Origin of the sequence: Streptomyces sp. NRRL B-24484 (assembly GCF_000717715.1) — a bacterium.
Lineage (GTDB): Bacteria > Actinomycetota > Actinomycetes > Streptomycetales > Streptomycetaceae > Kitasatospora.
On sequence record NZ_JOAI01000024.1, the window covers coordinates 1 to 18,765 of the forward strand.

The 18,765-nt window shown below is 72.2% G+C and carries 14 protein-coding genes and 3 pseudogenes; 10 read left to right on the forward strand and 7 right to left on the reverse strand.

The window, feature by feature from the left end; genetic code table 11:
* A pseudogene (locus IE98_RS51025) lies at positions 1 to 85 on the reverse strand (Hsp20/alpha crystallin family protein); the annotation flags it as partial.
* Between the two features lie 100 nt (positions 86 to 185).
* On the opposite strand from IE98_RS51025, the gene IE98_RS0122050 reads away from it, so the two are divergent.
* Together IE98_RS0122050 and IE98_RS0122055 are read left to right on the forward strand one after the other, a co-directional pair.
* Positions 186 to 869, forward strand: a complete 684-nt coding sequence (locus IE98_RS0122050; protein WP_030271479.1) for a hypothetical protein — start codon at positions 186 to 188, stop codon at positions 867 to 869.
* Positions 844 to 1,083, forward strand: coding sequence for a hypothetical protein (locus IE98_RS0122055; RefSeq protein ID WP_030271481.1), 240 nt, complete (start codon positions 844 to 846; stop codon positions 1,081 to 1,083). Before IE98_RS0122050 ends, IE98_RS0122055 begins: the two co-directional genes overlap by 26 nt.
* A 1,710-nt stretch (positions 1,084 to 2,793) precedes the next feature.
* On the opposite strand, the gene IE98_RS0122075 is transcribed toward IE98_RS0122055, so the two are convergent.
* Both IE98_RS0122075 and IE98_RS50150 read right to left on the reverse strand, forming a co-directional pair.
* Complete coding sequence (locus tag IE98_RS0122075) at positions 2,794 to 3,264, reverse strand: hypothetical protein (RefSeq protein WP_030271485.1); 471 nt, start codon at positions 3,262 to 3,264, stop codon at positions 2,794 to 2,796.
* Positions 3,265 to 3,373: 109 nt separating this feature from the next.
* Complete coding sequence (locus tag IE98_RS50150) at positions 3,374 to 3,583, reverse strand: hypothetical protein (protein ID WP_043174807.1); 210 nt, start codon at positions 3,581 to 3,583, stop codon at positions 3,374 to 3,376.
* A gap of 476 nt (positions 3,584 to 4,059) precedes the next feature.
* On the opposite strand from IE98_RS50150, the gene IE98_RS0122090 reads away from it, so the two are divergent.
* From IE98_RS0122090 to IE98_RS0122105, 3 genes and pseudogenes are all read left to right on the forward strand, one after another.
* On the forward strand, positions 4,060 to 5,274 hold the full coding sequence (locus tag IE98_RS0122090; protein ID WP_106976665.1) for a PP2C family protein-serine/threonine phosphatase: 1,215 nt from the start codon (positions 4,060 to 4,062) through the stop codon (positions 5,272 to 5,274).
* Between the two features lie 202 nt (positions 5,275 to 5,476).
* Positions 5,477 to 5,854 (forward strand): annotated as a pseudogene (locus tag IE98_RS0122100) (transposase); the annotation flags it as partial.
* A gap of 112 nt (positions 5,855 to 5,966) precedes the next feature.
* A complete protein-coding gene (locus IE98_RS0122105) occupies positions 5,967 to 6,239 on the forward strand; it encodes a hypothetical protein (protein WP_052390809.1) in 273 nt (90 codons plus the stop codon).
* A gap of 80 nt (positions 6,240 to 6,319) precedes the next feature.
* Here IE98_RS0122105 and IE98_RS0122110 read toward each other — a convergent pair whose 3' ends face one another.
* Positions 6,320 to 8,059, reverse strand: a complete 1,740-nt coding sequence (locus IE98_RS0122110) for a glycoside hydrolase family 16 protein (protein WP_030271496.1) — start codon at positions 8,057 to 8,059, stop codon at positions 6,320 to 6,322.
* A gap of 506 nt (positions 8,060 to 8,565) precedes the next feature.
* Between IE98_RS0122110 and IE98_RS0122115 the strand changes: the two genes are divergently transcribed.
* On the forward strand, positions 8,566 to 8,982 hold the full coding sequence (locus IE98_RS0122115; protein ID WP_030271498.1) for a hypothetical protein: 417 nt from the start codon (positions 8,566 to 8,568) through the stop codon (positions 8,980 to 8,982).
* A 155-nt stretch (positions 8,983 to 9,137) separates the two neighbouring features.
* Here IE98_RS0122115 and IE98_RS0122120 read toward each other — a convergent pair whose 3' ends face one another.
* The 3 genes and pseudogenes from IE98_RS0122120 to IE98_RS0122130 all read right to left on the reverse strand — a co-directional run bounded on the left by IE98_RS0122120 (position 9,138) and on the right by IE98_RS0122130 (position 10,643).
* On the reverse strand, positions 9,138 to 9,614 hold the full coding sequence (locus IE98_RS0122120; protein WP_030271500.1) for a hypothetical protein: 477 nt from the start codon (positions 9,612 to 9,614) through the stop codon (positions 9,138 to 9,140).
* A gap of 54 nt (positions 9,615 to 9,668) precedes the next feature.
* A pseudogene (locus IE98_RS51030) lies at positions 9,669 to 10,050 on the reverse strand (FAD-dependent oxidoreductase); the annotation flags it as partial.
* A gap of 98 nt (positions 10,051 to 10,148) precedes the next feature.
* Positions 10,149 to 10,643, reverse strand: coding sequence for a cupin domain-containing protein (locus tag IE98_RS0122130; protein ID WP_199922944.1), 495 nt, complete (start codon positions 10,641 to 10,643; stop codon positions 10,149 to 10,151).
* Positions 10,644 to 10,724: 81 nt separating this feature from the next.
* On the opposite strand from IE98_RS0122130, the gene IE98_RS0122135 reads away from it, so the two are divergent.
* The 4 genes from IE98_RS0122135 (at position 10,725) to IE98_RS0122150 (ending at position 18,730) form a co-directional block, all read left to right on the forward strand.
* Positions 10,725 to 11,576: a LysR family transcriptional regulator gene (locus tag IE98_RS0122135; RefSeq protein ID WP_234443630.1), complete on the forward strand. Its 852-nt coding sequence runs from the start codon at positions 10,725 to 10,727 to the stop codon at positions 11,574 to 11,576.
* A gap of 234 nt (positions 11,577 to 11,810) precedes the next feature.
* Positions 11,811 to 12,920 (forward strand): mechanosensitive ion channel family protein, encoded by a 1,110-nt coding sequence (locus IE98_RS0122140; RefSeq protein WP_030271508.1) that lies wholly within the window; start codon positions 11,811 to 11,813, stop codon positions 12,918 to 12,920.
* A 231-nt stretch (positions 12,921 to 13,151) separates the two neighbouring features.
* Entirely contained in the window at positions 13,152 to 14,654 is a 1,503-nt protein-coding gene (locus IE98_RS0122145; protein ID WP_052390810.1) for an FAD-binding oxidoreductase, read from the forward strand.
* A 365-nt stretch (positions 14,655 to 15,019) separates the two neighbouring features.
* The gene (locus IE98_RS0122150; RefSeq protein WP_030271511.1) at positions 15,020 to 18,730 is read left to right on the forward strand and encodes a DUF4132 domain-containing protein; all 3,711 of its coding nucleotides are present in this window, start codon (positions 15,020 to 15,022) and stop codon (positions 18,728 to 18,730) included.
* Positions 18,731 to 18,765 lie beyond the last annotated feature (35 nt).

Genomic DNA, 18,765 nt, shown 5'->3' on the forward strand with positions numbered 1-18,765 from the left:
TCGGACGCGACCAGGTGCCGGTCGTGTTGAGGAACTGCTGGGTCAGCCGGTCCAGCTCGCGGAACGGGTCAGTGCGCAGCAGCATCGCGAAACACCTCCTGGGTGCCAGTGCGCTTCACCTGACACCGTTCTAGCACGTCATCCATTGGATGACAAACCCTGCTTGTCATCCATAGAATGACAAAATGAGCAAGATGCCACCCAATCCCGCCGCCGACCCGGCCCCGCCACCCGGCCCGGTCTCCTTCCTCGCCGCAGCCGCCGCGCTCGCCGCCATCGACGACGCCGTCCGCACCGCCCGGATCCCCGCCGCCACGGACCGGCACCCTCAGGAAGACCGCCCCGAGCAGGCCCTGGCTGCACTGGTACTGCTGCGGGAGCTGCGCACCGAGCTCGCCGGCTGGGAGGCGGGCCTGGTGGAGAACGCCCGCAACGCCGGCGCCACCTGGGCCGACCTCGCCCACCCCATGGGCGTCGCCAGCCGCCAGGCCGCCGAGAACCGCTACCTGCGCCTGCGCCCCGCCGACAGCACCTCGGCCGACACGGCGACCGGAGCCGAGCGGGTCAAAGCGGTGCGCGACCGGCGGGCCGCCGACCGCGCGGTCGGCGACTGGGCCTGCGACCACGCCGTCGACCTGCGCGTGCTCGCCGCCCAGGTCACCGCCGCGACCGGCCTCACCCCCCGGGCCCGGCCCGCGCTGACCGCGCTCACCACTGCCCTCGGCGCGCCCAACCCGGCCGGCCTGATAGCGCCCCTGGCGGCGATGCGCCCGCACGTCGCCGACCATCCGGACCTCGCCGCCCGCCTCGACGACCTCGCCCACCACACCGACCGCCTCCGCCATGACAGCGACCAACGACGCACCTGACACCACCGCCGAGGAGCGCTGGCAGCACATCGAGGACCGGCTCGCCGCCATCGAACACCGCATCCGCGAACACAGCAGCGCCGCCCTCGCCACCCTCGACACCTGCCTGGCCAGACTCGACGCCCTGCGCCACGACCTCGCCCACCGGCCCTGGCCCCCGCAGGCCATCCCCACACCCGCGGCCCCTCCGACCATCCCACCGCCACCGGAGTAAGCCCCCGGCACCGGGAGGCCGCCCGAACGGCTGGCCACCGGCACACGGCGGCTGTCCCGGATCGGCGGCACGGCTCGGCCCACCAATACGGCACCGTCGCCCGCGCCCCGGCGTGACAAGACGGTGGAGCCACCACACCGAGCCGGCGGGACAGCGCCGCGGGACGCAGCCGGGTGCCGGTCCGCCCGCACGTACGGTTTCGGGCCATGGGCAAGCACCGAGCGAAACGGACCATGCCAAGCGGTGCGGGCGGGCATGCTGGTCGCCGTGACCGCGATCGACTGCCACCGTCTGGCTGGTGACGGCCTGCCTGTGCCCGTGCCCGCTGCCGCGCCGGCCGGGGACCGCTGCTGTCTGCTGCGCCCGGGTGGTCAAGGACCTCGCCCGGGACCTTGGGGGCGCGGCCGTGCGGGCGATGCCGAGTGTCGGCGGGGCGGACGTGACGGTCGCCGCCCACACCGCGGTGATGTGCACCGCCGCTCCTACTGGTAGGAGTCTGTGATCGTCTGGTCTGTGTTCATCGGTGCGGCGGGCGTTGATGTCACCGTGAGTGATTGCCGGGGGCGTAGTGCTTCCAGGTGGACCCCAGAAGGCCAAAGGGTCTGCCACCAGGGTGGCGGCAAACCCCCACGGCTGGAACGTGGGGTCGCTACGATGTGGCCCCATGGGAGTACGACCAGCTCGACTACTTCTATGAAGGTGTCGCCGAGTTACTGCCTCGTAACCCCGAGCAGCCGCGCTGCTACGGGGCGACCGTCTCTTCGAAGGATGAGTTTGTGACCGCGTACGCCTGCTCGGACTGTGACGCACTTTTCGGAGACCTGCAGGACCTGAACAACCATGCGGAGTTCGAGTGCACCGAGGGCGACGGCGGCGGTACCGCCTACTGCTGCGGCATGATGTATGAGGATGGCGAGTCCAGCTGTGGCAGCTGCGGGGAGCCCCTGTAGGGGTCTTTACTGGTAGGAGTCTGTGATCAGGTGATCTGAGTTCCTGGGCCTGACGGCCTGTAAGGTTACTGACCGTGGTCTCTGGAGGCGTACCTCTTCCGGGTGTCGCCGGCTTCGGCGACGAAGGCCCCGGCGTGGGCGGTGTGGTAGCCGAGCCACTGGGCCGGTTCGGCCGTCCGGCGTGGGCGTAGTCCGGAGAACAGGGCCGATTCGGTCATCTGAACCAGCGCCGTTGGGGAGAGAGCCTGCGGTGCCACCGACCTCGAAGAATCTTGGCGAGTTCCTCGACGTCCTCAGTCAGGAGGTCACAGGAATGGCCCTCAAGGCGCCTATGAATGGCGGGCAAGGCCCTTCTGGCACGCTTGCTATCGAAAAGTCGGGCATCAGTCTCGACTGCGAAACGCTCTTTCAGGATCTGACGCCGGAGCTCGTCACGGCGCGATGTGGCATGGGCAAATTCCAGCAGCAGTGCTACGTGCTCCCGATATTGCTTCGCCAGGTAGCCCACGCGGGCACGCGACCGTTCAAAGAGCGCTCCAAGGACCAACCCGACAGCCGTACCTGCAGCTCCGACAATGGCGACTGTGATCCGTGTATCCACATCAGAAGGTTCGGGTCACGGTGCGTAATTTGCAAGCAGGCTCATACATCCGGTCGATGCCGCACCGGCGGATGACGGCGCGCGGCCACAACGAGGGCTTACTGGTAGGAGCGTCTGTGATCGGGTGTTCTGGATTCTCTGGTTCAGCCCGAAGGCGTGTCACTCTGTGTCGTCAAGCGGACGTGGTGCCCTTGGCGCCCGCGTGGTCATCTTTCCTTCCAGCGACCATCCGTTGAGCCTGTCGATCGACCCGCGCCACAGCTGCGTTGTCACAGTCAAGGCTCCGTTGCGATAGGTGACGTCCCGCAAGTGCACGAATCCGGCCCCTATGCGTGAGACCTCGCCGTCCGTCGCCTCCTCCAGCAAACTCTGCAGCATGTTGCCCAGGCCCAGGTCGGGGCGATGAACCTGGATCGCGGCGGTCCACTGTTGTAGCCAGGCCGCTCTGCTGATCAGAAGCCCGTTGATCGTCCCGCCGCCGAAGTACAGGACTACGCCAATGCTGAGGTCATCGGCAGCGTCTACTGCGGCGGCCAGCGTCTCAAGCAGCAGGTCCCCGGAATCGAAAGGGCCAGAGGGCGGGGACTCGCCATTCGGCTGCTGTCCGGGGGACGGAGGGTCCGTGCTCATACCGGATCCGTACCGCGTCGGCGGTCGCTGCTACCGCTTCTCGGGTTCGGACACTCGCATGGCGGCGTGCTCAGAAATGACTCAGGATCTTGTCTGACGGCTCGTGAGGTCACCGGGTGTGATCTCCAGGGGCGTATTTCTTCCAGGTTCCTCCTGCCTGTGCGGCGACGGCCTCGGTGTGGACGACGTGGTAGCCGAGCATCCCGGCGACGACTGAAGGCGGCGCCTGAAGGACGAGTTGCTGCAGGGTCGCGGTCCGGCCGTGGAAGGTCGGGATGCCCGCGCTGGCGAGCCGCTTGCCGAGGGTGGCGGGGTCCATCGGCTGTCCAGCTCGGCGCCCGGGGAAGAGCCAGTCGCTGGCCGGAGCGGTGCCGTTCGGCCGGTTCGGCCGTGCGGTGTGGATGTAGTTGAGGAGTATGCCGGCGAAGGGCTCGGGGACTGGAGTGGGCGGCTCGCCGAGCCGGAGTGCGACCTGATCGGCTTCGTGCAGGACGTCGTGAATGGTGAGCCGGATCAGACGCCGGATGGGTCAGAGCTCCCGCCGATGTGCGGGTAGAACGCAGTCCTGCAGCAGATGAAATTGCGGCCGCTTGGCCAGGGTGCGCACAAGGGGCCATGACATGATCTTGGTCTGAGCAGCGGTCCGGGATGGAATCTCGCAACTGCTCATTTGTAATAGCCCCCAGTCACGACCGTCACTCGGCTCGGCGTCGACCTTGGGTCGCGCCGCGGGATGCTGGAATTCCTCGGGTCATCGCGGGAAGGTGAGAGCCCTGGATCTTCGAGGAGGCTGACGTGGCGCGGGAGCGGATGGTCCTGGGAGATATGCTCGCAGCGGCCGAGGCGGCGGCGCCGGTCGACTCCCTCGACGTGGTGGCGCGCAACCTGCGCGAGCGGTTCGGCGCGCGGTACGTGTCCTTCCTGTTCCTCGACCTGGTCGGCCAGTACGTGGTGCGGGTGACGGAGGACGCCACCACCCTGCACGGGCGCGGCCCCGAGCGGATCCAGCTCACCGGCAGCCTCTACGACGAAGTCCTGCGCACCCAGAAACTGGTCAGCGTCCGGGACGACGCGGACGGGCACGGGCACCGCGTGATCACCCCCGTCACCAACCGCGGCGATGCCATCGGCTTCCTGGAACTCTCCCTCCCCGCAGCCACCGAAGTCACCGACGACACGCTGGAGCAGGTGGAGCAGGCGGCCCACGCCCTCGCCTACATCGTGGTCACCGACCGCCGCTTCACTGACCTCTACCACTGGAGCCAGCGCACCGCCCCCGTCAGCCTCGCCGCCGAGATCCAACGCCAGCTCCTGCCCACCGCCCCCTGCTGCGAAGCCGCCCAGTTCACCCTGGCCTGCGCACTGGTGCCCGCCGAGAGCGTCGCCGGCGACACCTACGACTACGCCCTGGACCGCGAGACCCTGCACCTGTCCCTGACCGACGCCATGGGCCACGACCTCAACGCCGCGCTCATCGCCACCATCCTCGTCAACGCCTCCCGAGGCGCCCGCCGCGTCGCAGCGCCACTGGCCGAGCAGGCCGACCGCGCCCACCACTCCCTCCTCGAGCACAAGCCCGGAGTCCTGGCCACCGGCCAGATCCTGCGCATCGCACTGGACGGAAGCAGTGCGCAGCTCGTCAACGCCGGCCACCCGCACCCGCTGAGGCTGCGCGAGGGCACCGTCGAAGAGGTGCCCCTGCGCGCCGACCTGCCCTTCGGCGTCGCCGGGCAGGGCCGGTACCGGGTGCAAAACATCAACCTGCGCCCCGGTGACCGGCTGGTGCTCTACACCGACGGCATGCAGGACCGCCGGGCGGAATCCGTCGACCTGCCCGCCGTCATGGTCGCCACCGCCACCGATCACCCGCGGGAGGTGGTGCGCGCCATGGTCGCGGCCGTCACCGACGCCTGCGACGGCAAGCTCCGGGACGACGCCACCGTGATGTGCTTGGACTGGCACGGCCCCACCACCAAGGGACGCCGAGCCCATGCCGGCGCCAACACCTGAAACGGCACACCCAACATCCGGAAGCACCGGGCAGTCCTGTCAACGACCTTGAAGTTCTCCCAGACGGCCAGCTGCTCCTCGCTCAGACCGCGCCGGGCGGCCTCAGGTCACCGCTCCACGACGACAGCGAGGCGAGGAAGGCCCGGCGCTCAGCCTGCACGGACGCCAGCGCCCGCTGCGCAACCTCTTGACAGCCCAACGTGAACGCCTCCTCCTCACCCGCCCCGAGAACCTGCGAGACAAGGACACCGCACTCCTGGGAGAACTCACCAAGACCTGTCCCGATATGGCCGAACTCGCCCGTCTGACCGGAGAGTTCGCGCACCTGCTGACACCGGCGGAGGGCAACGACGCCAAGCTCACCGAGTGGATCACGTCAGTTCGCTCCGTCGACCTGCCCCACCTGCACTCCTTCAGCAACGGCCTGGAACTCGACCGGGCCGCCGTCGACACCGGACTCACCCTCCCGTTCCACAACGGCCGCACCGAGGGAGTCAACACGCGAACCAAACGGATCATGAGGCAGATGCAAGGCCGAGCCGGGTTCCCCCTACTCCGCCACCGCATCCTCCTCCGGTGACCGCCACACAGCGCTACCACCGATTACGGGACAGAGCCGTTGGCTGCACACCCACTGCGCGCCGGAGGGGTTCACCTCGCCGTCCGAGGCCTTCCGAACGGCCGAGAGCTGGATGTACAACGACGGGGCCGGGGCGGCACTCGACCGGTGCGTGTTCCTGGAGTGGGGCGAGTGCACCGACGATGTGACGGCCTTCGCGTTCCCGGACGGCGACCGGGTGCACCTCGCCTGTCGGCTGCGGGATAGCGGTGGTGCCGCTCGGGGTACCGCGGCCCGGCACGAGCCGACGGTGGTGTCGGTGAGCCGGGCGGTGCTCGTCGAGACGCTGGAGCGCGGCCTCGCCGTCGCCGAGGACGAGTGGTCCGTCCGGCTCGCCGCGCAGTGAGGCATCTGACGGCGGGGAGAGGGGCCCCACCCTCCACGGGTGGGGCCCCTCGTCGTGCGCGGCCCAGGTCCTGCGCGTCCTCAGGCCAGGGCGAACTTCTGGGCGCCGGAGCCGTTGCAGTCCCAGATCTGCAGCCGGGTGCCGTTAGCCGTGGCGCCCGACGGAGAGTCGATGCACCGGCCGCTGGTCGGGTTCCGCAGCGAGCCGTCGGCGTTGGGGACCCAGTTCTGGTAGCCGCCGCCGTTGCAGGTGGCGAGCTGCAGCTGCGTGCCCCCGGCGCTGTTGCCGCCGGCGATGTCCAGGCACTTGCCGAGGGTCTGCAGGGTCTGGCCGCTCCAGGTCCACTTCTGGTCGAGCGAGGTCGCCTGCTGGCAGTCCCACAGCTGGACGGCGGTGCCGTCGCCGCCGTTGTCGTCGCCCGCCACGTCCACGCACTTGCCGCCCGGGCCGTAGATCGGGGTGCCGATGGCGAACTTCTGGGCGCCGGAGCCGTTGCAGTCCCAGATCTGCAGCCGGGTGCCGTTGGCGGTCGCGCCGGACGGAGAGTCGATGCACCGGCCGCTGGTCGGGTTCCGCAGCGAGCCGTCGGTCTGCCGCACCCAGGACTGGTAGCCGCCGCTGTTGCAGGTGGCGAGCTGCAGCTGCGTGCCCCCGGCGCTGTTGCCGCCGGCGATGTCCAGGCACTTGCCGAGGGTCTGCAGGGTCTGGCCGTTCCAGGTCCAGTGCTGGTCCTTGGCCCCCGACTGGCAGTCCCACAGCTGGACCGCTGTGCCGTCGCCGCCGGTGTCGTCACCCGCCACGTCCACGCATTTGCCGCCCGGACCGGTGATCGTCCGGCCGGTCACCGAACCACCGCCACCGGTGCCCGGGCCCTTGTTGTAGACGGCCACCGAGTCGATGACCAGCTTGCCGCCGGAGACGGTGGCCGCGTTCGGGCCGCCGCCGAAGGCGTCCGGGAAGCCGCCGCCGATCGCCAGGTCGTAGATGACGAAGAACGGGTGGTCGATCGCGTCGGCCCAGGTCGTCGGGTCCACCTGGTTGGCGTTGACGGTGAAGAAGTTGTTGCCGTCGAGGTAGAACCGGACCTGCTCCGGCGACACCGAGCGGTCGATCTCCGCCGCGTAGTCGTGGAAGCCGCTCTGGCAGCCCGCACAGGCGCGTTCGCCCGAGCCGATGCCGGTCGACTCGTTGCACGGGCCGCCCGGGTTCACCCCGCAGTGGATGGTGCTGAAGACCGAACCGCGGCCGTTGATGTCCTCCATGATGTCGACCTCGCCGGACTTCGGCCAGGTCACGCCGGAGCGCAGCGGTGCGCCGAGCATCCAGAACGCCGGCCAGTAGCCCGCGCCGTTGGCGGTGCTGACGTCGGGCTGCTGGAGGACGGACTCGATCCGCACGACTCCGCCCGCCGGGGCGCCGAAGGACGCGGCCTGGGTCTCCACCCGCCCGGACGTCCATCCGCTGCGCGGGTCGGAGCCGGAGTGCAGGGCCTGGAGCACGAGGTGACCCTGGCCGTCGTAGTACACGTTCGACGTGCTGCTGGTCATGGTCTCGATCTCGCCGGTGCCGAAGTTGCTGCCCGGCCCTGTGTCGTACTTCCAGAGGTTCTGGTCGATCCCGGTGCCGGAGGCACCGTTGAAGTCGTCGCTCCAGGTGAGCGTGAAGCCCGACGGTGCCGGGGGCACCGCCGCCTCCGCCTTCACCGCCCCCACGTTCACCGTCGCGGCGACGACGGCCGCCACCGTGGCGGCGACGACGGGAAGCGTTGAGAGCGCTCTCTTGATGGCGCGGCGTCGTTGCCGTGCAAATGTCCCTTGCATGTGTCGAACCTCCGAAGGCGGGTTGCCGGCTTCACGGGAACTCCCGCTGCCACCGCAGCGAGGGCACGGGGCGAGCACGGCCGGGGACGAACGGCGGAAACCCGGCCGCCCTCCCGGAGTGCGGTGAGCAGGCGTCAACACCCACACGGCACAAGGATGTTGGACCGTGTGGGAATCTGCGCGGTGAACCTATTGGACTGAACCAATGCCGTCAAGGTCGCGCGCACGTCGCCTTTACCGGAAGTTGCCTCACGTACCGGCGGGACCCACCGCCCGCCACGGCCCGCTGCGCTGCGGTCGCCGCGTTACGCCGACGATACGGGCCTTTGCCAGTCTGCTCAGCGCGACCGGCCCGGAAGCGCCGCCCCGCCCGTGCACACCCTGCGCGTCCCCGGTGCCGGGCACGCCCCCGCACCGGACTCGCTCACGACCGGCGGGCCCGGCAGGTCGCAGGCAGGACACGGCCGGGACCGGCCGCAACGAGCCCGACCGAATGGAGTGAACCCATGCGCACGTCGACGAAGCGAACCGCTGCCCGCCTCGGCACCCTGGCCCTGGTGGCGGGCGCCGCCGCGACCACGGTGCCGACAGCCGCGCAGGCCGCCGGGTACAACGGAGTCTGCGGTTCGGGGTACACCGTCGTCGACCACCGTGACCTCAATCTCGGCGGCACGGTCTACCTGACCTATAACAGCAGCAACGGCAACAACTGCGTGGTGACGGTCCGCAACAGCCCGGGCCAGCCGATCCTCATGCTCGCCGGCCTCAGCCTGGCCGGCGCCTCCACCTGGACGAAGCTCGACGAGGACTACTACCGGTCCTACGCCGGACCGGTCTACCTCCACGCCGAACACAGCTGCATCGACTGGGAGGGCGGGATCGAGAACAACGTCAGCGGCGGCTTCCACACGCACTGCGGCTGACCGATCCCTCGACCCCACCCCCGCCACCACGACTACTGGCCCCGCACCCGGCAGCTCCCCCACCCGTGGCCTGACCCGGCGGAACCGGACAGCGATCACCCTCGAAGGAGCCCGTCGGGGGTGATCGCTCGTCAGGTCCGGGTCGTAGCGGCCGGTCAGTCCTCGCGGCGGGTCAGGTGCATGTGCCAGTTGGTGATCCACGTCCGGCCGTCGTCCACGGAGAAGGCCTGCTCCCAGTGGGCGGTGGTCTCGCTGATCCCCGACCAGACGAAGCGGACGCTCACCCTGCTGCCCCGGTACTCGTCGTCGCCGTGGAAGAGGCCGGTGCCGTCCGGCTGGAAGCGGCCGGTGACGGGCGGGTAGAGGATGCCGGTCCGCTTGTTCGACCAGTACAGGGACCAGGCGTCGGCGGCCGGGTCGTAGAGGCGCAGGGTCAGGCCCGTGAAGCCCTTGGTCGGGAAATCGATCTCGTCGAAGCTGGCCCGCCCGTCGAAGTGTGCGGTGGCGCGGGAGATGCCGGGGAACTCCTCCCAGTGGTCGTCGCCCTCGGTCGGGTCGAGGAAGTCCTTGCGCCAGCGGTTGACGACGTCGTAGGTGCCGGTGAGGAAGCCGAAGCCGGTGCTGTTGTCCATGCGCCGCAGGCTAGGAGCACTCCCCTGACATCTTCTGTCAGTGGACTCGAACCCCCGGTGGGCGAAGATCTCCTGCCCCGGCGCGGGTGCGGTCATCGACCCGCCGCCGACCAGTTTCGCGGCCGCGGTGTGCCGCGTGTCGGCGTCGTACAGGTGGGTCTCCACGAACGACGTGCCGACGTGCCGACGTGCCGACGTAACGAAGTCCGGCGTCGGAGATCAGCGGCCGGATCCGTGACCACGCGCCGTCCGCGCCGATCGGAAGGTCCGTCACGACGGAGCTGCCGTCGGCGAAGGTCACCTCGTGGCGGCCGTTGCCGAGGGTGCGGGCGTGGCTGGCCTTGTGCTCCCGTCGTACGGTGCCGGCCGGGACCGGGTCGAGCAGGATCCGGCGCAGGTCACCGCGCTGCACCTCGGGGCGTCCGCCCGTACCGGCAGGCAACCGGCACCGCAGATCGGTCCCGGCGTCCGGCGCGACCGTGAGCGTGCCTGCACCGTGCTCCGGCCGCAGGGCGACCGGCCGGGGCGGTGGCGTCAGGCGGGATCGGTGGCCGGCTCGGTGGCGTAGCGGCTCATCGCGTCGCTGGTGGCCTGTGGCGTCAGCGGCCGGCCGGCGGCGAGCACGTCCCGGAGGTCGCGGAAGTACTGCACGTACAGGTCGGGGGTGAAGGTGCTGAGCATGACGGCGGGTCGGTCGGTCGGGTTGGCGAAGGTGTGCGGGGTGCCGGGCGGGACCATCACGAGCGTGCCCGCGGTGGCGTCGTGGTCCTCGTCGCCGACGGTGAACCGCACAGTGCCGGCGAGGACGTAGAAGCCCTCGTCGTGCCGGGTGTGGCGGTGCTGCGGCGGTCCCTGGGTGTGCGGGGCGAGGACGGACTCGGCGATCGCGAGGCGGTGCCCGGTGCGGCTGCCGTCCTCCAGGATGCGCATCCGGGTGGTGCCCAGAACGATGGTCTCGCCGTCACCGGGGCCCACTACCGATACGGCGGGGACGGGGTGCGGCTCGCTGGTCTTCGCGTCTTCGGTCATGCTCACGATTGCACCGCCGGGGTCCTGCGGGCGTCCAGGACCCGTCCCGTGGCACCGGTACCCGGTGGGTATCGTGGCAGCGTGGAGCTACGGACCTTGCGCTACTTCGTGGCGGTCGCCGAGGAACTCCACTTCGGCCGGGCCGCCGCCCGGCTGTACATGAGTCAGCCGCCGCTGAGCCGGGCGATCAGGCAGCTGGAGGCCGAGGTCGGGGCCCGGCTGTTCGCCCGCTCGCCCGCGGGGGTCGCGCTCACTCCGGTGGGCTCGGTCCTGCTGGACGAGGCGCGGGCCCTGCTCGACCACGCCGACCGGGTCCGGGAGCGGGTGAGCGCGGCGGCGGGTGCCGCGACGCTCACCATCGGTCTTCTGGGGGACGGCACCGACCCGGGAGTGGCGAGGCTGGCGGCCGCCCACCGCCGCAGCCACCCGGGCGTCGAGGTCCGCATCCGCGACACCGATCTGACCGACCCGACCTGCGGGCTGCGCGCCGGGCTGGTCGATGTCGCGCTGACCCGGGCGCCGTTCGACGAGGCCGGCCTGACGGTGCGTGCACTGCGGGCCGACCCGGTCGGGGTGATCCTGCGCGCCGACGATCCGCTGGCCCGCCGCGAGGGGCTGCGACTGGCCGAGCTGAGTGATCGTCGCTGGTTCCGGTTCCCGCCCGGCACCGACCCGGTCTGGCAGTCGTACTGGAACGGTGGCGGGCCGTGCGAGGGCCCGGTGGTGCGCGCCGTCCAGGAGTGCCTGCAGGCCGTGCTGTGGAACGGGACGGTCGGGCTGGCGCCGCTCGGACACGTCCTGCCGGCGGAGCTGGCCGTGGTGCCGCTGACGGACATGGCGCCGAGCCGCGTGGTGGCGGCGTGGAAGGAGGGTGACACCAACCCGTTGATCCGGTCCTTCGTCGAGATCGCGACGGCCGCGTACCGCCGCTGAACTCCGGTCGTGCGAGCGGCTCCGCGCCGCTGCGTCCGCACGGCCGGGCCGCGGGGGTCCGGTTGTGGGAGCGGCCGTGACGTGGGGCAGGATGGCAGTCCGTTCGGAATGCGCACATCCGCTCCAACGCAACCGCGGACACGACGACCTGACAGGCGACAAGGTGACGACACAGTACATACGGCGGCCGGCTGCGGCCCGTTCCCTCGCGTTCCGCACCGCGGGGGCGGGCCGGTGACCCGGGATTTGGTGCTGCACGACTGGGTGGTGGCCGGGATCGCGCTGGCGTCCGGCTGTGTGGCCGGGCTGGTGCTGCGGGCTCTGATGAGGTGGCTGGGCAAGCACGCGGGCCGGACCAAGTGGAGCGGGGACGACGTCATCGTCGACGCGCTGCGCACCGTCGTCCCCTGGGCGGCCGTGGTCGCCGGGGCGGCGGTGGCCGCTTCGGCGCTGCCGCTGACCGCACGGATCGGGGGGCTGGTCGACCGGTCGCTGACCGCCGTGATCATCGTGATCGCGACGCTCAGCGCGGCCCGGGTGATCGCCGGACTGGTGCAGTCGGTGGCCGCGTCCCGGACGGGCGTCGCGGCGTCCGCGACGATCTTCGTCAACATCACCCGGGTCGTGGTGCTCTCGATGGGCGTCCTCGTCGCCCTGGAGACCCTCGGGGTGTCGATCGCCCCGCTGGTCACCGCACTCGGCGTGGGCGGCCTCGCGGTCGCGCTGGCCTTGCAGGACACCCTCGCCAACCTCTTCGCGGGTGTGCACATCCTCGCCTCGAAGACCGTCCAGCCGGGCGACTACATCCGGCTCACCAGCGGGGAGGAGGGGTACGTCGTCGACATCAACTGGCGCAACAGCGTGGTGCGCAACCTGTCGAACAACCTGGTGATCATCCCCAACGGCCGCCTGGCGCGGACGAACATGACGAACTACTCCCAGCCCGAGCAGAAGCTGTCGATCCTGGTCCAGGTCGGGGTCGGCTACGACAGCGACCTGGAGCACGTGGAGAAGGTCACCCTCGACGTCGTCGACAGCGTGATGGCCGACATCAGCGGCGGCGTGCCCGACCACGAGGGCGCCGTCCGCTTCCACACCTTCGCGGACTCCAGGATCAACTTCACGGTGATCCTCGGCGTCGGCGAGTTCAGCGACCAGTACCGGATCAAGCACGAGTTCATCAAGCGCCTGCACCAGCGGTACCGGGTGGAGGGCATCTCGATCCCCGCGCCCACGCGCACGGTCGCCCTCCAGCAGGACGGGGTGCGCGCGCTGCCCTCCCTCCCGCCGGCCGGGCCGGAGTGGGACGCGTCGGCCGGGGTGCTGGCGGACCCGCGGCGGTAGTCCGCGGGGGCGGCCCCTGACGGTCCGTGGGCGAGGGCGGTGACGGGCCGGGTGGGGCGTGCGTGCGGCCCCGCCAGGCGGCGGGCCCGGGGCGGGCACCGGCCCGAGGCGTTCGCGTGAACCCCGTTCGCCCGCGGAGTGTCACCGCGGCCCGCGGCCCGGCGCGGCCCCACCCTCGCACTGTGCACCGCGGGAGAGGCCCGCCGGACGCCGCGCAGAACGGGGAGCCCCATGCCGCTCGATCGACGGTCCGTCCTGCGCACCGGTGCCGTCGCCGCAGCCGGCCTCGCGTTCGCTCCGGGTTCCCTCTCCCCGGCCGCGGCCGCACCGCGCACCCCCGGGCAGGACCCCGGGCCCGCCGCCTGGCGGGACCTGCGCCGCCGGCTCAGCCCGGCCGCCCGCCTCTACCGTCCCGGCGACCCCGACTACCCGCTCGAGGCCGCCCCCGACAACCTGCGCTACGCCGCCGTCCGACCGGCCGGAGTGCTCGCCTGCGCCACCGAGAACGACGTGCGCGTCGCCGTCCGCTGGTGCGCCGCCCACGACGTGCCGCTCGCGCCCCGCTCCGGCGGCCACAACTACGCCGGGTACTCCACCACCACCGGCCTGGTCGTCAGCCTCCGTGCGATGAACCGGGTCACGCCGGTCGGAGGACGGCTGCACCTCGGCGGCGGCGCCACCAACTCCGACGTCTACGCCGCCCGCGCCTCCGGCCTGTACTTCCCCGGCGGGCGCTGCCCCGGAGTCGGTGTGGCCGGCCTGGCCCTCGGCGGCGGACTCGGCTTCAACGACCGCAAGTGGGGCCTGACCTGCGACAGTCTCGTCGAGACCCGTCTCGTCCTCGCCGACGGCACCCTGGTGCGGGCCACGGCCGACGAGAACCCCGACCTGTTCTGGGGCTGCCGCGGCGGCGCGGGCGGCAACTTCGGCATCAACACCGCCTTCGTCTTCGACGCCGTGCCGGTCGGCCGGCAGCGCGCCACCGTCTTCGACCTGACCTTCCCCCTCACCGCCGCCCAGCCCGCCGTCCACGAACTCCAGCGGCTCCTCGACGCCGACCGCGCCGGCGACCTCGACACCCGCATCGGCTTCAGGAACACCGGCGACGGCGGGACCTCGCTCTGGGTCCTCGGCCAGCTCCTCGGACCCGAGAACACCCTGCGCCGCCTCCTCGCCCCGCTCCTCGAACTGCGCCCCGACAGGGCGTTCATCGAGGAACGCGACTTCTGGACCGCCCAGGACTACCTCATGGACACCCCCGGACCGCCGGACTGCTACGCCTCCAAGTCCCTCGTCCCCGACCGGTGGCTGAGCCCCGCCGCCGTGGCGGACATCGTCGACTGGACCCGCTCCTGGCGGCCCGGTCCCTCCGGTGCGATCGGCTACGTCACCCTCTTCGCCATGGGCGACGCCGGCGACCGGCCCCGCCCCGACGAAACCGCCTACCCCCACCGCGCCGCGACCTACGTCGTCGACATCGGCACCCACTGGAAGCCCGGCACCCCGCCCGACCAGGTGGACCGCCTGCTGGCCCAGACCCGCGCCGCCCACCACACCCTGCGCCGCCGCCTCGGCACCCACACCGCGTACGTCAACTTCCCCGACCCCGACCTCGCCGACTGGCAGCACGCCTACTACGGCGACAACTACGCCCGCCTCACCCGGGTCAAGCACCGCTACGACCCGACCGGCTTCTTCCACTACGCCCAGGGCATCACCGCACGGACCGCCTGACACGGACGGCCGCCCCGCACGGCGGCTCGCTGCTCCCGTCGGCCCTCGGTCGCTCGGGTCGCTGACGGGCCCCGACTACGACGTCCGGTCTCCGCAGGAGGGTGGAGTGGCTCCGGGGGCGAGCCACTCGCTCACCGCACCCCGGACAGTCGCTTGCCCGTGCAGTGCCGCGCGCCCGCCGGGGTCACCGAACGGTAGATCGGCCGCACGGTGATCGACGGGCCGGCGGCTCGCCGGGTGTGTGACGGCGCCGGGCGGTGTGGTGAGCGGGTTCCGCGTGCGGGGCCGAGCCCGGCGGAGAGCCTGTCGGTGGGCATGGCTACTGTTCCTCCCCTGATCAAGCGTTCGAGGAGAGGGGCGGAGCCGTGCGGCGCTGGGAGTTCGTCGGGGGTGGCTCGGACAAGTTCTGGGAGGCCGCGGTCGACGGTGGTGTGGTGACCGTGCGGTACGGCCGGTGCGGCACCGACGGGCGGGAGCAGAGCAAGGAGTTCCCGACCGCGGAGGCTGCGCAGGCGCATTTCGCCAAGACGGTCGCCGAGAAGGAGCGCAAGGGCTACCGCGAGGCCACGGCGGGGGCGGCGCCCACCGCGCAGCCGGTCGCGGCAACCCCGACGGCTGCCGCACGGACCACCCCGGCCGCCTCCCCGGCCACCCCGGCCGCCGCAGAGCCCGCAGACCTCCCGGACGCCCCGGCCGGCCCGGCCGGCCCGGCCGGCCCGATCGACGAGGACACCTTCGTCCTGCCGGACGCCTGGCGGCGGATCCTGATCCCCCGCCGGGGCGGCGTGCTCCGTGCGGCGACCGCGCCGACCCGGAACGCCCCGGAGAAGCTCCGCACCCTCGTCGCCGGGCGGACGGAGTGGGTGGAGCAGGCGCTCGCCTCCTCGCACAGCGACGCCGGCCTGGTCGAGGCCGCCCGCGCGCACCTGGGCGGCGCCACCGACCCGCGCGGGGCCGCGGTGGTGGCTGCGCTGGTCGCCGACTCTCCGGAGGGCTACCGCCGGGTCGTGGACGGCTGGGTGGTGGAGCACGGTCTGCCGTTCGCGGCCCGGGCGGTGGTCGAGCTGCTGGGGGTGTACGTGACCTCGGACTCGTCCAACAACCGCCGGTTCAATCCGCGGGTCGGGACGGTCAAGCACCGGCACGCGGCCTCGCCGGCGCACCGCCCGGCCGTGGACCGCGTCCGTGCCCTGCTGGCGGTCTGCGACGAGGCGACCCACGCCGCCGTGGTCGAGGCCCTGGCCGGCTGCCGGCAGGACCTGCCGCGGCTGGTGGCGGCGGTGTACCTGGTGCCGTCCGAGACGGCCTGGGCCGAGGAGTGCGTCCGCGCGTCCGAGGGCCTCGACACGGCCGCGTGGTCGATGCTGCTCTGCTCGCTCTCCTCCGCCGAGCCGCTCAAGGAGCTGGACCGCCTGCCCGGCCTCGGCTGGGACGGCTGGTCGGCGGAGGTCATCGCCACCGTCGCCGAGGGGCTCGGCGGCGACGCCGCGCCCCTGCTGCTGCACTCCCTGGAACACGACTACCACTACAGCGACCGGCGCAAGCAGCTGCTGACCGCTCTCGTCGAGCTGCCGTCCGACGAGGCCTTCCGCGGCCTGCTGGCCCATCAGGGCGACGACAAGGCGGCCCGCGGGGCCCTGGTGACGGCGGTCCACCGCTACCCGCGCCGCGCCGTCCGCCTCCTCTCCGAGACCGCGACGACGTCCGCCGATCCGGCGGCGCAGCGGCTCGCCGTCCAGCTCCTCACCGCGCATGTCGCCGCCCACCGTGAGACCGCGCTCGGCCTGCTCCCGGAGCTGACGCCGGAGCAGGCCGCCGTGGTGCAGCCGCTCACCGAGGTGGCCGACCGGGTGCCGGACGTCCCGGCCGCCTCGCTGCCCGAGCTGTTCACCAGTCCGCCGTGGACCCGGCCGCGCTCCACCGCCAAGCCGCGCGTGCTGACCGGCCTCACCGCGCCGGACGGGCCCGAGGGGCCGCAGCTGCGCTGGCTGCCGGGCGAGCAGGAGGCCTGGGCGATCTCCGAGTCCTGGTACGCGCGCTGGTCGGACGGCGACTGGCAGCGGATCGCCGACACGATGCGGGCCGTGGCCGAGCGGCCCGGCGACCCCCGGCACCACTCCGGCCGGCACGAGGAGCTGGGGCTGTTCGCGTACGGCGACGAGGAGCTGGGCCGTCCGCTGATCGCCGGGTGGCGCGGCGGCGAGCAGATCTGGGACGCCGTCGGTGCGCTGCGCCGGGTCGCCGCCCGCTTCGGGACGGACGCGCTGGAGCCGATGCTGGCCGCCGCGCTGCACAACCCGGCCGCCCACGCGTCCCTGCTGCTGCCGTACCTGGACGGCCGGGTGGCCGCGACGATGGCGGACTGGCTGGTGCGCCTCAAGTCGGCCGGGGACACCGCCCGCTCCTGGTTCGGCCGGCACGGGCTGGACGCCGCCCGGCTGCTGGTGCCCGCCGCGGTCGGCAGGGTCGGTGCGGCCCGGCGCGGCGCCGAGCACGCCCTGCGGCTGATCGGCGGCGCGCACGGCGCCCCGGCCGTGCTCGCGGTGGCCGGCGAGTACGGGCCGGAGGCGGCGGAGGTGGTGGGCGTGCTGCTGTCCGCCGACCCGCTGGTGAACGCGCTGCCGGCGAAGCTGCCGCGGCCCGGCGACTGGGCGGAGCCGATGATGCTGCCGCAGCTGCTGGTGCGCGGCGGCGGGGGTGCGCTGCCGCCCGAGGCGGTGCGGCACGTGCTCACCGTGCTGGCGCTGTCCAAGCCGGGGGCGTTCTACCCGGGCCTGGACCAGGTGGCGGAGGTGTGCGAGCCGCAGTCGCTGACGGACTTCGCCTGGGCGGTGTTCGAGCAGTGGCGGCTGGCCGGCATGCCGTCGCAGGACGGGTGGGCGCTGCACGTGCTCGGCCGGCTCGGTGACGACGGGACGGTCCGCCGGCTGACGCCGGTGCTCCGGGCGTGGCCGGGCGAGGGTGCGCACCACCGGGCGGTGGACGGTCTGGAGGTGCTGGCCGCGATCGGCACCGACGTCGCCCTGCTGCACCTGCACGGCATCGCGCAGCGGGTGAAGTTCAAGGCGCTGAAGGCCCGGGCGCAGGAGAAGATCGCCGAGGTGGCGGCCGGGCTCGGCCTGTCCGGGGAGCAGCTCTCCGACCGCCTGGTGCCGGACTTCGGGCTGGACGCCGACGGCACGACCGTCGTCGACTACGGCACCCGCACGTTCACGGTGGGCTTCGACGAGCAGCTCAAGCCGTACGTGCTGGACGCGGACGGTGTCCGCCGCAAGGACCTGCCGGTGCCGGGGGCGCGGGACGACGCCGAGCTGGCGCCGGCCGAGCGCAAGCGGTTCGCGGCGCTGAAGAAGGACGTCCGCACGGTGGCGGGGGACCAGATCCGCCGTCTGGAGGACGCGATGGTCACCGGGCGGTCGTGGACGGCGGAGGAGTTCGACCAGCTGTTCGTCGGGCATCCGCTGCTGTGGCACCTGGTGCGCCGGCTGGTGTGGCTGGCCGCGGCGGACGGCGCCACGACGGCGTTCCGGGTCGCCGAGGACCGCACCCTGGCGGACGTCCGGGACGAGGTGTTCGCACTGCCGTCGGGGGCGACCGTCCGGCTGGCCCACCCGCTGCTGCTCGGCGACGGCCTCGCCGCCTGGTCGGAGCTGTTCGCCGACTACGAGATCCTGCAGCCGTTCCGTCAGCTCGGCCGCCAGGTGTACGCGCTGACCGACGAGGAGCGGGCCGGGCACCGGCTGACGCGCTTCGAGAACGGTCCGGAGCTGCCGACCGCGCGGCTGGTCGGCATGGAGCGGCGCGGCTGGCAGCGCGGCGCGCCGCAGGACGCGGGTGTGGAGCGCTGGCTGTCCCGCCGGGTCGGCCCGAACCGGTACGTGGTGCTCGCCCCGGAGCACGGCATCGCGGTCGGCATGCACGACGTGTACCCCGAGCAGCGGGTCGAGACGGTGTGGTTCGACATCCGTCCGGGCGACTACTGGTCCCGCGACCGGACGTTCCCGACCTTCGCCGAGCTCGACCCGGTGACCGCCTCCGAGGTGATCGCCGACCTGACCGAGCTGACCACGCCGTGAACCCGCCCGCCGTGAACCCGCCCGCCGCCACTGGA

Excerpts from the sequence above, each read along its gene's own strand:
- IE98_RS50150 (WP_043174807.1), bottom strand. The coding sequence starts at position 3,583 with ATGGACCCCGCCACCCTCGGCAAGCGGCTCGCCAGCGCGGGCATCCCG.
- IE98_RS0122130 (WP_199922944.1), bottom strand. The coding sequence starts at position 10,643 with ATGACCGAAGACGCGAAGACCAGCGAGCCGCACCCCGTCCCCGCCGTA.
- IE98_RS0122105 (WP_052390809.1), top strand. The coding sequence starts at position 5,967 with ATGTACAACGACGGGGCCGGGGCGGCACTCGACCGGTGCGTGTTCCTG.
- IE98_RS0122055 (WP_030271481.1), top strand. The coding sequence starts at position 844 with ATGACAGCGACCAACGACGCACCTGACACCACCGCCGAGGAGCGCTGG.
- IE98_RS0122075 (WP_030271485.1), bottom strand. The coding sequence starts at position 3,264 with ATGAGCACGGACCCTCCGTCCCCCGGACAGCAGCCGAATGGCGAGTCC.
- IE98_RS0122120 (WP_030271500.1), bottom strand. The coding sequence starts at position 9,614 with ATGGACAACAGCACCGGCTTCGGCTTCCTCACCGGCACCTACGACGTC.
- IE98_RS0122050 (WP_030271479.1), top strand. The coding sequence starts at position 186 with ATGAGCAAGATGCCACCCAATCCCGCCGCCGACCCGGCCCCGCCACCC.
- IE98_RS0122145 (WP_052390810.1), top strand. The coding sequence starts at position 13,152 with ATGCCGCTCGATCGACGGTCCGTCCTGCGCACCGGTGCCGTCGCCGCA.
- IE98_RS0122115 (WP_030271498.1), top strand. The coding sequence starts at position 8,566 with ATGCGCACGTCGACGAAGCGAACCGCTGCCCGCCTCGGCACCCTGGCC.
- IE98_RS0122110 (WP_030271496.1), bottom strand. The coding sequence starts at position 8,059 with ATGCAAGGGACATTTGCACGGCAACGACGCCGCGCCATCAAGAGAGCG.